Source organism: Maribacter sp. PR66, assembly GCF_028464205.1.
Taxonomy (GTDB): domain Bacteria; phylum Bacteroidota; class Bacteroidia; order Flavobacteriales; family Flavobacteriaceae; genus Maribacter; species Maribacter flavus.
Genome location: NZ_JAQPCH010000001.1, coordinates 265,394 through 280,545 on the forward strand (window position 1 = coordinate 265,394; position 15,152 = coordinate 280,545).

Annotated in this window: 15 protein-coding genes; all 15 read left to right on the forward strand. The window is 43.2% G+C overall.

Translation table 11 applies throughout. From position 1 onward, the window contains the following. The first annotated feature begins 39 nt into the window (after nt 1-39). The 15 genes from PP181_RS01100 (at nt 40) to PP181_RS01170 (ending at nt 15,150) form a co-directional block, all read left to right on the forward strand. Complete coding sequence (locus tag PP181_RS01100) at nt 40-1,101, forward strand: methyltransferase (protein WP_272635651.1); 1,062 nt, start codon at nt 40-42, stop codon at nt 1,099-1,101. Between the two features lie 5 nt (nt 1,102-1,106). Continuing rightward, the gene (locus PP181_RS01105; protein ID WP_272635652.1) at nt 1,107-1,721 is read left to right on the forward strand and encodes a 3-oxoacyl-ACP synthase; all 615 of its coding nucleotides are present in this window, start codon (nt 1,107-1,109) and stop codon (nt 1,719-1,721) included. Continuing rightward, nucleotides 1,711-1,968, forward strand: a complete 258-nt coding sequence (locus PP181_RS01110) for a phosphopantetheine-binding protein (RefSeq protein ID WP_154917437.1) — start codon at nt 1,711-1,713, stop codon at nt 1,966-1,968. The genes PP181_RS01105 and PP181_RS01110 overlap by 11 nt, the downstream gene beginning before the upstream one ends. 62 nt (nt 1,969-2,030) lie before the next feature. Next, the gene (locus tag PP181_RS01115) at nt 2,031-3,230 is read left to right on the forward strand and encodes a beta-ketoacyl-[acyl-carrier-protein] synthase family protein (RefSeq protein ID WP_272635653.1); all 1,200 of its coding nucleotides are present in this window, start codon (nt 2,031-2,033) and stop codon (nt 3,228-3,230) included. Nucleotides 3,231-3,320: 90 nt separating this feature from the next. Then, entirely contained in the window at nt 3,321-4,388 is a 1,068-nt protein-coding gene (locus PP181_RS01120; protein ID WP_272635654.1) for a beta-ketoacyl synthase N-terminal-like domain-containing protein, read from the forward strand. Beyond that, nucleotides 4,382-5,158: a polysaccharide deacetylase family protein gene (locus tag PP181_RS01125; RefSeq protein WP_154917440.1), complete on the forward strand. Its 777-nt coding sequence runs from the start codon at nt 4,382-4,384 to the stop codon at nt 5,156-5,158. Before PP181_RS01120 ends, PP181_RS01125 begins: the two co-directional genes overlap by 7 nt. Next, the gene (locus PP181_RS01130) at nt 5,151-5,768 is read left to right on the forward strand and encodes a LolA family protein (protein ID WP_272635655.1); all 618 of its coding nucleotides are present in this window, start codon (nt 5,151-5,153) and stop codon (nt 5,766-5,768) included. The genes PP181_RS01125 and PP181_RS01130 overlap by 8 nt, the downstream gene beginning before the upstream one ends. Beyond that, complete coding sequence (locus PP181_RS01135; protein WP_272635656.1) at nt 5,749-6,357, forward strand: hypothetical protein; 609 nt, start codon at nt 5,749-5,751, stop codon at nt 6,355-6,357. Before PP181_RS01130 ends, PP181_RS01135 begins: the two co-directional genes overlap by 20 nt. After that, nucleotides 6,354-6,944: an outer membrane beta-barrel protein gene (locus PP181_RS01140; protein WP_154917443.1), complete on the forward strand. Its 591-nt coding sequence runs from the start codon at nt 6,354-6,356 to the stop codon at nt 6,942-6,944. The genes PP181_RS01135 and PP181_RS01140 overlap by 4 nt, the downstream gene beginning before the upstream one ends. Then, nucleotides 6,945-7,313: a 3-hydroxyacyl-ACP dehydratase gene (locus PP181_RS01145; protein ID WP_154917444.1), complete on the forward strand. Its 369-nt coding sequence runs from the start codon at nt 6,945-6,947 to the stop codon at nt 7,311-7,313. Beyond that, the gene (locus PP181_RS01150) at nt 7,313-7,795 is read left to right on the forward strand and encodes a hypothetical protein (protein ID WP_272635657.1); all 483 of its coding nucleotides are present in this window, start codon (nt 7,313-7,315) and stop codon (nt 7,793-7,795) included. The genes PP181_RS01145 and PP181_RS01150 overlap by 1 nt, the downstream gene beginning before the upstream one ends. Before the next feature lie 87 nt (nt 7,796-7,882). Continuing rightward, nucleotides 7,883-9,052: a DUF2062 domain-containing protein gene (locus PP181_RS01155; RefSeq protein ID WP_272636196.1), complete on the forward strand. Its 1,170-nt coding sequence runs from the start codon at nt 7,883-7,885 to the stop codon at nt 9,050-9,052. Beyond that, nucleotides 9,045-12,728: a 1-acyl-sn-glycerol-3-phosphate acyltransferase gene (locus PP181_RS01160; RefSeq protein ID WP_272635658.1), complete on the forward strand. Its 3,684-nt coding sequence runs from the start codon at nt 9,045-9,047 to the stop codon at nt 12,726-12,728. Before PP181_RS01155 ends, PP181_RS01160 begins: the two co-directional genes overlap by 8 nt. Further along, nucleotides 12,725-14,275, forward strand: a complete 1,551-nt coding sequence (locus PP181_RS01165) for a phytoene desaturase family protein (RefSeq protein ID WP_272635659.1) — start codon at nt 12,725-12,727, stop codon at nt 14,273-14,275. The genes PP181_RS01160 and PP181_RS01165 overlap by 4 nt, the downstream gene beginning before the upstream one ends. Beyond that, a complete protein-coding gene (locus PP181_RS01170; RefSeq protein ID WP_272635660.1) occupies nt 14,275-15,150 on the forward strand; it encodes a cupin-like domain-containing protein in 876 nt (291 codons plus the stop codon). Before PP181_RS01165 ends, PP181_RS01170 begins: the two co-directional genes overlap by 1 nt. Nucleotides 15,151-15,152 lie beyond the last annotated feature (2 nt).

Here is a 15,152-nt window from a genome sequence, read left to right on the forward strand (position 1 = left end):
GGTATTAAATTCGCCTTTTTCAATCCTTGATTTTAAGAAATGCCAAAAAAATACATTAAGGCCATTGATGCACTGCAGGAGGCTCAGAAGATAGCTTTTGCCCCTTTCGTATTCCAGACCACGGTTTCGTTGAAAAACCTAGGCGTTTTTGACTTTATCTTTCAAAACGTAGCCAAAGGCGGGGTCACCCTTACCGAAATTTGTGAGGAACTCTCCATGAGCGAGTATGGCCTGAGCGTACTATTGGAAATGGCCGAAAGTGCCAACATTGTCTCCATGGACGAGCGCGGAAGGTATGAACTCACCAAAATTGGGTATTTCTTAAATTACAATCCTATGACCCAGGTGAACATGAATTTTACCCAGGATGTTTGTTACCAGGGACTTTTCCACTTAGAAGAATCCATCAGGGAAGGAAAACCTGCCGGACTCAAGGAATTGGGAAATTGGCCCACAATTTATGAGGGACTTTCCCAATTGAAACCTGAAATCCAGAAGTCATGGTTCGCTTTTGACCACTTCTATTCCGATGGCATTTTTGAGGAAGCGCTAAAAATCGTCTTTAGGCACCAGCCCAAACTGTTGTTCGATATTGGCGGAAACACCGGTAAATTTGCCATCCAATGTTGTGCTTACAACGAAGAGGTAAACGTGCATATTTTCGATTTACCGGGACAATTAAAGGTAGCCTTGAAGAATACCGCAGATCAAGGTTTTGGGGACAGGGTCCAAGGAAGTGAAATCGATTGGCTTTCAGAAAATCCGCAAATTCCCATGGGTGCGGATACGATTTGGATGAGCCAGTTTTTGGACTGTTTCTCCAAGGAAGAAATCCTAAAAATTCTCAAAACGGCCGTTAATGCCATGGATTCCCAAACGGAATTGATCATTATTGAGACCTATACGGACCGACAAAAATTTGACAACGCCAAGTTTACCTTGGAGGCCACATCCCTCTACTTTACCGCCTTGGCCAACGGAAACAGCAAGATGTACAAGGCCACGGAACTTATTGAACTTGCCGAAGCCGCCGGTTTGGAATTGAAGGATGATATAAGTTTGGGCGAATTCCACACATTATTCGTCTGCAAAAAGAAATAATTTTATTGGAGAACCGGTACTACATAGAATCCTTTAGCCACGTAAACAATGGCATCGTTTCCGTTAACGGTGCGCCTGTATTTAAGACCTTGGAAACCGATTTTAAATCGGTCATGAAATTGGCCTACAAACAGCTGATTGTGGATTATCCCAAGTTCTTTAAAATGGACAACCTGAGTAAACTGGGACTTTTGGCCGCAGAAGTGTTATTGAGGGAAGAATCGGAAAAAAATATCGCCATGGTATTCTCCAATAGGGCTTCTAGTTTGGATACGGACCGTGGATACCAAGACTCCATAAAGGATGCCACCCAGTACTATCCCAGCCCTGCCGTTTTCGTATATACCTTGGCCAATATCTGTATGGGCGAAATTAGCATTAAACACAAGATTCATTCGGAGAACTGTTTCTTTGTCATGGACGAATTCAGTCCTGAAACCCTGAGTTCCTATACTGCGGAATTGATGGATGAAAACAAGGCCGAAAAGGTATTATGTGGGTGGGTAGATGTGGATAATGAAAAATATGATGCATTTTTGTATGTTGTAGCGAAGAAAGGTACTTTTGTCCATTCGGATGCTGAAATAAACCGATTATATAAGACGACCCATGAGCAGTGATTTGAAACAAGAATTAAAGGAAAAAATTATAGAGCAGCTGAACCTGGAAGATGTTACCGCAGCTGAAATTGCGGACAACGATCCATTGTTTGGAGACGGTTTGGGACTTGACTCCATTGACGCGTTGGAACTCATCGTAATGCTGGACAAAGATTATGGCATTAAACTGGCAGATCCAAAGGAAGGCCGAAAAATCTTCGAGTCCATAGATACCATGGCCGCTTACATCAGGGCGAGCAAAGCCTAACTTGGTACCCTATCACAGATTTACATACAAGGTGTAATCTGCTATTTGTCTAAATATTTTCAATGAATCAAGGAGTTGCGATTACTGGAATGGGCCTAATTTCCGCTATTGGTAACAATGTTGCGGATAACTTCGCTTCCTTGATTTCCGGTACAACAGGCATTTCCAAAATTAGCCGTATAAAAACGGTCCATGAACATGAGATCATGGTGGGGGAAGTTCCGTTGACCAATGGGGAATTGGAAAAATTACTGGGCCTGCCCGCAGATTCCCATTCGAGGACTCCATTATTGGGGATCATGGCCGCAAAGGAAGCACTGGCACAGGCAGAAATTCAAGATATATCTGAATACAGAACCGGACTTATATCCGGCACTACGGTAGGGGGCATGGACAAATCCGAGCAATATTTCTATGACTTTTATGAAAGGGACCTCCATTGGAATCATATAAACAGCTTACATGCCGGTGACTCCACACAAAAAATTGCGGATGCCATAGGTCTTACCAAAAGCTTTGTAACCACCATTAGTACGGCCTGTTCCTCCGCCGCCAATGCAATCATGTTGGGGGCCAGAATGATAAAAAGTGGTGAACTGGATCGGGTAATCGTGGGGGGGTCGGACAGTCTTTCAAAGTTTACCATCAACGGTTTTAAGACCTTGATGATCTTATCCGATACGTATAACACTCCCTTTGATGAACACAGAAAAGGGTTGAATCTGGGCGAAGCGGCGGCATTTTTGATTTTGGAATCCGATGCAATCGTTTCCAAGGAAAACAAAAAGGTCTTGGCCTATGTAAAAGGCTATGGCAATGCCAACGACGCCTATCACCAAACCGCTTCCTCGGAAAATGGCGACGGAGCCGTCATGGCGATGGAGAAGGCCCTAAAAGTAGCAGGTATTACTCCAAGCAAGGTGGATTATATCAATGCCCACGGTACGGCAACGCCCAACAACGACCTTTCCGAAGGGAGGGCCTTACTTCGTGTGTTTAATGAGAACGTTCCGGAATTCAGTTCCACCAAACCATTTACGGGGCATACCTTGGCAGTAGCAGCGGGTGTAGAGGCCGTTTATTCCGTTTTGTCCATCCAAAACAACGTCATCTATCCCAACCTCAACTTTAAGACGCCCATGACCGAATTTAATTTGGTTCCGGAGACCCAATTAAAGAACAAGGAGATAAAAACGGTACTCTCCAATTCCTTTGGTTTTGGCGGTAACTGTTCTACCCTTATTTTTACCAAAGAGGCATGAAACCCTCATCGAGGGCATTGGTATGGTAAGTGAAATACCCAGGCGAAAGAAAATGTTTAAAAGTCAAGCCAATAAACTAATTTTAAACGCATGAAATTGGAGGTGTACATAAACAGTATCGGATCTGTTTCCGTCCAAAAAACTTTTGATGATTCGGGGTTTTTGGATGAGGTCGTTGATTATGAGGGCACTTCGGTTAAAGCGGTCGACCCCACTTATAGGGACTACATACCTCCAGCCGCGGCTAGAAGAATGGCAAAAGGCTTAAAAATGAGCGCCGTAAGCTCCCATAATGCCCTAAAGGAAGCGGGTCTGGACAATGTGGACGCCATCATCGTAGGTACGGGTCTAGGCTGCTTGGGCGAATCCGAAAAATTTGTGCGGGACTTATTGGATAACGATGAACAATACCTTACCCCTACCCGGTTCATTCAATCTTCCCACAACACCGTAGCGGGCTCCATTGCATTGGATATGGGGTGCAAGGGATACAATTTTACCTACGTGCATTCCAACATATCGTTCGAGTCCAGCCTATGGGACGCCAAGCTACAATTAGAGAACAATGAAGCTGAAAACATATTGGTAGGTGCCGTGGACGAATTGGTAGAACACCATGTAACCACCCATCAATTCATCGATCATATAAAAAAAGAACCCGTTTCCAGGGAACAGGTACTCCGCTCCGGCACCAAGGGCATTGTTTTTGGAGAGGGATCCCACTTTTTTGTACTGTCCAATCAAAAACAGGATACAACCTATTCAAGGCTCATTGCCATGGGAATTTACAATACCCTAAAGAAGGAGGAGGTCTCCGATACAATTCTGGGTTTTTTGCATACGAATGGATTGACACTCGAAGATTTGGACGGTGTCATTTTAGGTATCAATGGGGATGTAGATTTCGATACGATTTACCAAGACCTTGCAAATGGGATATTTCAAACTATTCCACAATTTGTGTATAAACATCTTTCCGGAGAATATGACACGGCTTCCGGTTTCGGTTTTTGGATGGCCAATAAAATCTTCAAAACCGGTAAGGTTCCAGAGGTCATCCGCTGGAACGATATAAAAGTAAGCCAACCAAAAAGGCTTTTGTTATATAACCAATATCGGGGTAAAAACCACAGTCTGGTAGTCCTGGAAAAATGCTAACTCGGAAAACAGTAAATACCATTTTCCTGTTGGGCCTGGCAGTCTTTGTGTCCCTATCATTTTTCAAACCGATATCTTGGCCCGCTTTCGCCCTATTGATGGCAAGTTGGTTCCTCTTGACACTGGGTGGTTCTTTTTTTATCCGGTGGAACTACCACATGACTTCCTTGAATTCAAATAACGAAATCAATAAACCCCAGGTCGCCATAACCTTTGATGACGGGCCGCATCCGGAATACACGCCAAAGGCGCTTTCCCTCCTAGAAAAGTACAATGCCAAGGCGACCTTTTTCTGCATCGGAAAAAATATTGAAAAACATCCGGAGCTATTTAAGGAGATTATACGGCAGGGACATTCCGTTGGAAACCATACCTTTTCACATGCCAACACTTTTGGTTTTTTTGGAACTGAAAAGGTTATGGAAGAACTTACCCTAACCAACAAACTTGTTGAAGGTATCTCAGGGTTAAAAATGGCCTTGTACCGGCCCGCTTTTGGTGTCACCAATCCAAGTATAGCCCGGGCGGTAAAAAAGTTGGGCTTAAAGACCATAGGATGGAACGTGCGTTCCTTGGATACAACCTTTAGAAATGAGGACCAGGTTTTAAAACGGATAACCAGCCGTACCCAAAACGGGGCCATCATCCTACTTCATGACACCAGTGCAAAATCAATCGCCGTTTTGGAACGATTATTGGTATTTTTGGAGGAAAGAAAGTTGCAATCGGTCACGGTAGACCAAATGTTCCAAATACGGGCGTATGAATAGAATCCTGGCAATCCTCATATTATTCTCCTACTTGGGTTTCGCACAGACCAGAATGTCAGCGGAAGCGGCAAAATCCTTACAGCAATTGGTGAAACAAAAGGCAGAAGAGACCCAGACCATCACCAGTGATTTTGTACAATACAAGCATTTGGACTTTTTGTCAAGCGACATCGAATCGACCGGGAAAATGGCTTACAAAAGCCCGGACAATGTGAGTTGGCAATACGTAAAGCCTTTCTCCTATAAGGTAGTCTTTAAAGGCCAAAAACTGCTTATCAATGACAACGGCAACAAAAGTAAACTGGATCTTGGTTCCAACGAACTTTTTAAACAGCTAAACCATTTGATAAGCGCCAGTATTAACGGGAATATGTTCAATGCCAATGATTTTGAAATTGCCTACTTCAAGGAGAACGAGACAAGTTTGGTGCATTTTTTACCCAGGGACCCTCAGTTTTCGGAGTTCATCCTAGCCTTCCACATCACATTTTCGCAAAGAGGGACCGTGGAAGAAGTGAAAATGATCGAACCCAGCGGCGATTACACCAGAATTGTTTTTTCCAATCGGATAGAAAACAAAACCCTACCCGATGCGGTTTTTGACCTTTAGCATTTTCCTGCTTCTATTAAGCTGTGCCCCGTTCCCAAAAAAAATGGGCTACCAACCCACTTCACTTGATGCACGGGAAATCAGGAACCCTTATTTTGCGGATGTACAAAAGGATTACGTCTACAAGGCGAACATCATTGTTTTCGAGAATAACTTCGGAGGGATCTTGGTCCTAAAAAAGTTGGCAGATCAAACCCATAGAATTGCCTTTACTACGGAACTTGGGAACACGATTTTTGATTTTACCCTTAGCGGGACCGACTTTAAAGTGAACCGCATCCTAAAGGAAATGGACCGTAAAATCCTTTTAAGTATCCTGGAACAGGATTTTAGAAGCTTGATCCAGGAAGAAATTGTACCATTGAATACCTACACGAAGAACGACAGCGAACTGACAAAGACCAAAATAGGTTCCAAAACACATTTCTACACGTTCAAAAACGATATCCTTACCAACATTACACGGGTGGGAAACGAAAAGGAAAAAGTGGTCATCACATTCTCAGAGATCGATGACCGTGTGGCAAGACAAATTGTAATTTCGCACAAAACAATGAAACTTACCATATCTTTACAGGCCATCAAATGAAGAAGTCCATAACATTCCTGTTTTTGTTTGCATGTACCTTTCCCTATTTTTTAGGAGCTCAGGTAGCTCCCGGCATCAAAATGGGCTACAACGAAAGCACCATTAGCAAAACAAGGCTGGAACCAAAATCGGGATTATATATTGGTGGATTTCTGGACATTCCCATTACGAAGTTGTATACCATTCAACCGGAAGTTTTTTATTCCTCCCAGGGAGGTACCTCGGTGAGCCTGGATTACGGAGATGTTCAGATCGATTATTTGTCCATCATGGGCGCCAACAAATTCTATGTAGTTCCCAACAAGGGGTTCCATTTCAATCTTGGTTTGGGTCTGGATGTCAATTTAAAGAACAATTTAGTGAATTTGTCCAATGGTAACGGTGATGGAGAAATATCCCCTTTTGATGTGGTCGTTTTTGGAGGCATTGGTTATGAATTCAAATTTGGGCTTACTTTGGAGGCGCGGTACAAACAGGGAACCGTAAGTGTGGACTTTTTTGGTGCCAATGACCTTTACGAGGAAGCGGGAAGCAACCTGAACGGTGTTCTTCAAGTGGGCGCCGCTTATAAATTTAAAACCAAATAAATGCTGTTAGAAGGATTGTACGAGATTCAGGAATTTAATTACATGGAACCTTATGTGAAGGCCACGGTCAAACTCAACAAGGATCATGAAATCTTTGAAGGTCATTTTCCCGGCCATCCAGTGTTGCCCGGGGTCTGCGTAATACAGATAATTAAGGAACTCACCGAAAAATCCATAGAAAAAAAATTGCTGCTGTCCGTAGCTTCCAATGTCAAGTTCATGGCCGTTATCAATCCAGAAAAGAATGACACCGTTGAATTTGAAATTGAACTTTCCCAGTCAGATGACGAGGTAAAAATCAAAAATACGGTCAGCTTTGAGGACACCATGGCACTAAAATTGAACGCAAGTTTTAAAATTACGGCCTAATGAAGATGCTGTTCCTTGGTTTTCTGAGTCTTATAGCCTATTCCACATCCTTGGATGAGGTACGTAGCTTGTATCCAAAGGCCAAGGACGATGCCTCCATAACGAACACCCTCGCTGAAAAACTATCTGGCATTTCCCAAGATGATGCCATCGAACTTTATGGATATAAGGGAGCCGTATTGACCTTAAAGGCCGAACATGCCAAAGCCGTCAAGGATAAAAAAGGGTTTTTTAAGGAAGGCGTAAGCATCCTGGAGGCCGCCATCGCTTCGAAACCTGGGAACATCGAACTTCGTTTCATCCGTTTGAGCGTTCAGGAAAATGCTCCCAAGATTGTAAAGTATAACGATGCTATCGATGCCGATAAGGATTTTATCCTAGACCACTTTTCAGGAATTAGGGATGGTTCCCTGAAAAAAATGATCCGTAACTATATTCAGGGTTCAAAGGTATTTACCTATGAGGAGAAGTCGGCCCTGTAGACCTATTTGATTGTGTATCTTTACGAAGAGTTCTAGGCCCATAAAACCTAAAAGCCCGTGCCAAACCAAAAGCCCATACAGGAAAGAATGCAGCAATGGCGATGCTGTGTCCTTATACCTACGTACAACAATGAAAAAACCTTGGCCCGGGTACTGAAGGATGTATTGCGGTACACTTCCAACATCTTAGTGGTAAATGATGGGGCCACAGATGGTACTCCCCAAATCTTGGCAGAGTTCCATGAAATTGACGTGTTTCATTTGGAAAAAAACCAAGGTAAGGGCAAGGCCCTTAAAACCGGCTTTAAAGAGGCTTTAAAAAAAGGCTACCAATATGCCATTACCATGGATTCCGATGGGCAACATTTTGCGGAGGACATTCCCGTGTTTCTGGATGCCTTGGAGACCGAGACCACAAAAAACGTCCTATATATTGGTGCTAGAAACATGGCCCAGGCCGATGTTCCCGGAAAAAGTAGTTTTGGCAACAAATTTTCCAATTTTTGGTTTTGGTTTGAGACTGGTACTTGGCTTCGGGATACGCAATGCGGCTATCGTCTTTATCCACTTAAAGAGATCGAAAAACTATCGCTTTATACCCCCAAGTTCGAATTTGAGATCGAGGTCATTGTAAAAGCCTCTTGGAAAGGCACCTTGGTTAAAAACGTCCCCGTCAAAATTTTATATGACGACGTGGACCGGGTCTCCCATTTTAGGACGGTCCCGGATTTTACTCGGATCAGCATCCTCAATACATGGTTCGTGCTGGTCACCATATTCTATATAAAACCGCGGGATTTTTTTAGAAAGATAAAAAAAAAGGGAGTCAAGAAATTCCTTTTGAACGATGTGCTGGGAAGTAACGATTCCCCTGCGAAGAAAGCTGGATCAATTGCCTTGGGGGTGTTTATTGGCCTTAGTCCGTTTTGGGGGCTCCATACACTTTTGGTGCTTTTTTTATCCTTCTTATTGAAATTGAACAAACCCATTGCCTTTGCTTTTTCCAATGTTAGCCTTCCTCCTTTTATACCCTTCATAATACTTGCAAGCCTGCAGACCGGTAGTTGGTTTTTAGGGGAATCCTTTACACTTTCAATGGATTCCATCAATGAGAATTTCGACTTCTTGATACACCTCAAGGCCTATCTTCTGGGAAGTTTGGTATTGGCCATTTTAGGTGCGGTACTTTTTGGGGGAATAGGCTATCTTACCCTTACATTTTTTGGAAAGCGGAAAATGGCCGTCAACAATGGGTGATTTCTTTTTTACTGCATACCAGCGAATACGAAAAAACAGGACAGTAAGTGTTTTTCTGCTACTTCTTATAATTGCAGGACTTATAGTTTGTACTACCAGAGTCAATTTCAAGGATGACATCACGGCCCTAATACCTTCCAACCCGGAGTCTAGGCGCATCCAAAAAGTATTGAAGTCCATTGCCTTTACGGACAAAATCATTGTAAATATTGAAAAAAAGGAAGCAGGGTCCGTGGAAGAACTTACCAAGTATGCATCAGAATTCCTGGACAGCCTTCAAAATGGGTATTCAGATTATGTCAAGAACGTTCAAGGAAATGTCGCTGATGCGCAGGTATTGAACACGTTGGATCTGGTGTACAACAATCTTCCCGTTTTTTTGGACAAACCGGATTATGGTAGCATCGAACAAAAACTTTCAAATGAAAGTATTGACGTGAAAATGGCCCAAAACTATCGCACGTTGGTCTCCCCATCGGGAATCATTGCCAAAAAGAATATTCTCAAGGACCCGCTTGGACTTTCCTTCATTGCACTCAAAAAACTTCAAAAAATAGGTATTGCCGAGGATTTTATCATCCGCGATGGTTTTTTGTTGAACAAGGAGGAGACCAATATCCTATTGTTCATCACGCCTACACATCCTTCCAGCGCCACGGTGGAAAACAAACCCTTGGCCGAAGGCCTGTATGACATTCAAAATAGCTTGAACGTATCATACGCCGGTAAAGTGGATGCTTCGTTTTTTGGCGCGGCCTTGGTTGCGGTGGCCAATGCCCAGCAAGTCAAGAACGACATCCTATTTACGGTGAGCATCGCCATGGTCGTTCTTCTTGTACTATTGATCTTGTTTTACAGACGCCTCGCCCTGCCCTTCATACTTTTTGCCCCAACACTTTTTGGGGCGCTTTTGGCGATGGCCCTATTGGCGATTTCACGGGAGTTCCTTTCGGCGGTCTCTTTGGGAATCGGGGCGATATTACTGGGGGTTACCCTAGACTATGCCCTGCATATTTTGACCCACATTCGCAAAGGCGAAGAACTGCAAACGATGTACCGGGAGGTGGCTCCCTCCATTTTAATGAGCAGCCTTACGACGGCTTCGGCCTTTCTATGCCTATTGTTTTTGGAATCCCAAGCGCTACAGGATTTGGGAGTTTTTGCATCGGTCAGTGTGGTGGGATCGGCCGTTTTTTCGTTGTTGTTCATCCCACAGGTATATGCTTTTGAGGGACATCGGCCGAAGGATTCCAACGTATTGGAAAGAATGGCAGCTTTTGAATTCCATAAAAATAAATTGGCCATTGGTACTGTACTCTTGGGGAGTATACTGAGTATTTTTTTCTACAACCGCGTGGGTTTTGACCAGGATATCGCCAAACTCAATTATGAATCAGAAGTATTGACCCAGGCACGTAAGAAGTTGGAGTCATTAACAGATCTGGAATCAAAATCGGTATACCTATCCACCTACGGGACCGAACAGGAAAAGGTATTACAGCAGAACGATGTCATTTATACCGACCTACTAAGACTGAAAAAAGAAGGAAAACTGGTCAATTTCACCTCTGTATCCAGCCTTGTTAAATCCGAAAAGACCCAAACCGATAAAATAAGGCAATGGCAGGAATTCTGGTCGCGACCCAGAAACGATTCCTTAAAGAAACAATTAAATAATAGCGCCGATGCTTTGGGCTTTAAGGAGGGTACCTTTCAACATTTTTACGATTGGCTCCAGGGTGATTTCAAACCCATGTCCGTATCCTCATTCAAGGAATTTCCGGCACTCAGTGTCGATGACTATCTTGTAACCGACAGCACAGGAACAACGGCCACTTCGCTCCTCAAATTGAACGAAGATCAATACCCTGGCATCAAAACCTACTTTGCCAATCATGAAAATACGCTTTTGATCAACCGAAAAGAGGTCAACGAATCCTTCCTGGGAACTTTAAAGGAAGACTTTAATCGTCTGCTCTGGCTGTCCCTACTCGCGGTTGTCATTATTCTGGCCCTATTTTACAGAAGCCTTTCGCTTACCCTGGTCACTGGTATACCCATTTTTTTAACATGGTTTTTGACCGTGGGGATCATGGGGATTTTGGATATCGAATTCAATATTTTCAATATCATCATCTGCAGTTTTATCTTTGGGCTGGGAGTGGATTATAGTATCTTCATTACCAACGGGTTGCTCATGGAGCACCGAACGGGCATTAAAACCCTCCCGACGCATAAAACTTCGATCATACTTTCGGTCATAACGACCATTGCCAGTGTAGGGGTAATGGTTTTTGCCAAACATCCCGCGCTGTTTTCTATATCCAGGGTATCCTTGATAGGGATTTTTTCAGCGGCTTTTGTGGCGTTCACCATTCAACCGCTATTGTTCCAGCTGTTTATCGGCACTAAAAATAAGCGGCCTATTTCACTGCGCTATTTTGTGCATTCCGTTCTTTCCTTTGCCTATTTTGGCCTGGGCGGACTCCTATTTTCCCTATATGCATGGGTAGTGACTTTGTTGAACCCAACCCAACCTAAAAAAGAGAACCTAGGTTTTCATAAGTCGGTTTCCAAGTTGATGAAATCGGTCTTATACACCAACCCTTTTGTCAAAAAGCGGGTGTTGAATCCTACTAAGGAAACTTTTGAAAAACCGGCAATGCTCATCGCCAACCATACCTCATTTTTGGATATTTTGTGTATTGGGATGCTGCATCCAAAGATTGTTTTCTTAGTAAACGACTGGGTCTACAACTCTCCCATTTTTGGAAAGGCAGCAAAGTTGGCAGGAGCCTATCCAGTCTCTGGCGGTGTGGAAAACGGGGAGGAATATGTGGCCGAAAAACTCCAGCAAGGATTTTCCATCATCGCTTTCCCGGAAGGTACACGTTCCACATCCAACAAAATAAACAGGTTTCATAAAGGAGCATTTTACTTGGCCGAAAAATTCAAATTGGACATCATCCCCATTTTGATACATGGGAATTCCGAAGTACTTCCAAAAGGCAGTTTTGTGATTAGGGACGGCGGTATCACGGTGAAAATCCTACCGCGAATTGTACATGGGGACAAAAAATACGGGGAGAATTATACCCAACAGGCAAAAAAGATAGGTGTTTATTTTAGGAACGAATTTCAAAACATGCGTACGCATGTAGAAACCAAGGATTATTGGAGAAAAACCCTGTTGGAGCATTCTCGCTTTAAAGGGAAGGCGCTGTTTAATCGGGTAAAAACCGATTTACAACAAAATGCTGTAGTCTATCATGATTTGCTAAGGTCAATTTCATCCAAAGGAAAAATCGTACATCTTTCCAAGGACAATGGACAGTTGGACCTACTCTTATCCATAGATTCTTCAGAACGTAAACTTCACTCATTTATAGAAAACAAGGAGGCTTCAACAGCCTTGAAACAGAATTTTCTTTACAATAATTATAGTAAAATAAACCTGTACGATACTCCAGAGGATGCATTAGCAAACGAGGCGGAAATTCTATTATTCAATTTGGATACATACTCCTTTTCAGAATCTTTATTTGCGAAATTTGAGACCATATTTCTATTGAAGCAGGGCAAACAGTTGAAGTATGCCGAAGTTTTACCCTCAGATTTTCTGGTTAAAGCGCAAAATGATAATTTTATTGTACTCAACAAAAATCCATCAAATTGAAGAAACAGTACGATGTCGTCATCATTGGTAGTGGTATGGGCGGACTCGTGGCCGCCAATATCATGGCCCGTGAGGGACTTACTGTTTGTGTGCTGGAAAAGAACAACCAATTTGGGGGCAATCTGCAGACCTTTGTTCGGGACCGTACCATATTCGATACCGGGGTCCATTATATTGGCGGATTGGCACCAGGGCAAAACCTACATCGCTACTTCGACTATTTGGGTATTCTGGATGGTCTGCATCTGAGAAAAATGAACAGGGACGGGTTTGACATCATCACATTTGACAACGATGAAATTGCCTACCCGCATGCCCAAGGCTATGAAAACTTCATAGACCAACTGGCAAAACAATTTCCGCAGGAAAGAAAGGCTATTGAGAGCTATTGCAAAAAACTTAGGGAAATATGCTACAAGTTTCCGCTTTACAATTTGGAGGAAGGAAAGCCCTATGGAAACGACCCGGAGCTTTTTCAACAAACCGCGAAGGAATACATTGCCAGTATTACCCAAAACGAAAAGCTGCGTGCGGTTTTGGCAGGTTCCAATTTGTTGTACGCCGGCGACCCTGACAAAACTCCATTGTATGTACACGCCCTATCCATCAATTCCTATATTGAAAGTGCCTACAGATGTGCCGATGGGGGTAGCCAGATTACCAAATTATTGATCAGAAGGCTTAAGGAAAACGGCGGGGAGGCCTACAAGCACAGTGAGGTAACGGATATAACCTGTACGGGCAAGAAATTGGAATCGGTTACCCTAAAGAAAGGCAAAAAAGTGTTCGGCAATATCTTCATTTCCAACATAGAACCTAAGCATACCCTACGGATGATCGGGGAGGAGCACTTTAGAAAATCCTATAATCACCGCATCCAGAAAATGGAGAGTATAATATCTGCCTTTAGCATTCATATTGTATTGAAACCGAAAACTTTTAAATACCTCAACAAAAACTATTACCATTTTAAGGATTATAGAAAGGTCTGGGACGCCCACAAGTATACCCAGGAAACCTGGCCGGAAACCTACATGGTTTCCATGGGGGTGCGTAAAAATCAGGATGCATGGGCAGAGCAACTTACGGCCATTACCTACATGCGATATGAGGAGGTAAAAGAATGGGAAAACACCTTTAATACGGTAGCCCATACACGTGACCGCGGAAAAAGTTATGAGGAATTTAAAAAGCACAAAACAGCCGTGTTTCTGAAGGAACTGGAGAAAAAATTTCCTAATATCAGGGAGTGTATCCGGTCCGTATATGCTTCCACCCCACTTTCGTATAGGGACTATATAGGGAATCATCAAGGATCCATGTACGGTTACGTAAAGGACGTTAACGACCCTTTAAAATCCTTTATTTCGCCCCGGACCAAAATCGAAAACCTATATTTAACGGGGCAAAGCCTGAACATGCATGGCATTCTAGGTGTCACTATCAGTGGTGTGGTTACCTGCTCCGAGATTTTGGGAGGCTCCTATTTGATCAACAAGATTACCGAAACACTTGCGAAAAAGGCCAACGAAAAAATGACCGTCTAATGGGCACATTTAAAACGACTCCAATTACAGTTTTGGAAACTATTTCCAAGGAAGATTTTATCCGAAACTATTACAAGCCCCAGAAACCTGTGTTGTTGAAGGGTCTGACCAAAGATTGGCCCGCCTATGAAAAATGGTCCTTGGATTATATTCAAAGAAAGGCGGGCGACCAAATCGTGCCTTTGTACAACAACGAACCGGCGAAGGACAAACAGAGTGTATACGCGCCCGTGGAGGAAATGAAATTGGCGGAGTATATTGAAATACTTAAAACCAAGCCTACGGACCTTCGGATTTTCTTTTATGAAATCCTGAAAAAAATGCCCGAACTAACCAACGATTTTGAGTACCCGGACATTGGCCTAAAGTTTTTTAAAAAACTACCCGCCTTGTTTTTCGGTGGTGGGGAGTCCAAGGTTTTTATGCACTATGATATCGATTTACCGGATAGTATGCATTTTCACTTTGACGGTCATAAGCATGTGACCCTATTTTCACCGGAACAGACCAAATACCTGTATCGAGTGCCGTATTCCATCCATAACCTGGAATCCATCGACATGGACAATCCGGATTTTGAAAAATATCCTGCCCTACAATATGCCGAAGGAATTACCGCAAACATGGAACATGGCGATGCCCTTTTTATGCCCAGTGGCTATTGGCACTACATAAAATATCTGGATGGCGGCTTCTCCATGACGCTCCGCGCGCTTCCCCGAAACCCCAAGAGATTTGCTAACATGCTCTATAATGTATTGGTAATGCGCAATTTTGACAACTTTACCCGAAAGCATTGGGGTCAAAAATGGTTGGATTACAAAGACCGGATCGCCATAAAAAAGACGCATAAAAACCTAGTGAACCTTTCATAATT

What these genes read in the sequence shown, in the direction of transcription:
- PP181_RS01100 (WP_272635651.1), top strand. Translation starts at nt 40, where the DNA reads ATGCCAAAAAAATACATTAAGGCCATTGATGCACTGCAGGAGGCTCAG.
- PP181_RS01110 (WP_154917437.1), top strand. Translation starts at nt 1,711, where the DNA reads ATGAGCAGTGATTTGAAACAAGAATTAAAGGAAAAAATTATAGAGCAG.
- PP181_RS01115 (WP_272635653.1), top strand. Translation starts at nt 2,031, where the DNA reads ATGAATCAAGGAGTTGCGATTACTGGAATGGGCCTAATTTCCGCTATT.
- PP181_RS01120 (WP_272635654.1), top strand. Translation starts at nt 3,321, where the DNA reads ATGAAATTGGAGGTGTACATAAACAGTATCGGATCTGTTTCCGTCCAA.
- PP181_RS01125 (WP_154917440.1), top strand. Translation starts at nt 4,382, where the DNA reads ATGCTAACTCGGAAAACAGTAAATACCATTTTCCTGTTGGGCCTGGCA.
- PP181_RS01130 (WP_272635655.1), top strand. Translation starts at nt 5,151, where the DNA reads ATGAATAGAATCCTGGCAATCCTCATATTATTCTCCTACTTGGGTTTC.
- PP181_RS01135 (WP_272635656.1), top strand. Translation starts at nt 5,749, where the DNA reads ATGCGGTTTTTGACCTTTAGCATTTTCCTGCTTCTATTAAGCTGTGCC.
- PP181_RS01140 (WP_154917443.1), top strand. Translation starts at nt 6,354, where the DNA reads ATGAAGAAGTCCATAACATTCCTGTTTTTGTTTGCATGTACCTTTCCC.
- PP181_RS01145 (WP_154917444.1), top strand. Translation starts at nt 6,945, where the DNA reads ATGCTGTTAGAAGGATTGTACGAGATTCAGGAATTTAATTACATGGAA.
- PP181_RS01150 (WP_272635657.1), top strand. Translation starts at nt 7,313, where the DNA reads ATGAAGATGCTGTTCCTTGGTTTTCTGAGTCTTATAGCCTATTCCACA.
- PP181_RS01155 (WP_272636196.1), top strand. Translation starts at nt 7,883, where the DNA reads ATGCAGCAATGGCGATGCTGTGTCCTTATACCTACGTACAACAATGAA.
- PP181_RS01160 (WP_272635658.1), top strand. Translation starts at nt 9,045, where the DNA reads ATGGGTGATTTCTTTTTTACTGCATACCAGCGAATACGAAAAAACAGG.
- PP181_RS01170 (WP_272635660.1), top strand. Translation starts at nt 14,275, where the DNA reads ATGGGCACATTTAAAACGACTCCAATTACAGTTTTGGAAACTATTTCC.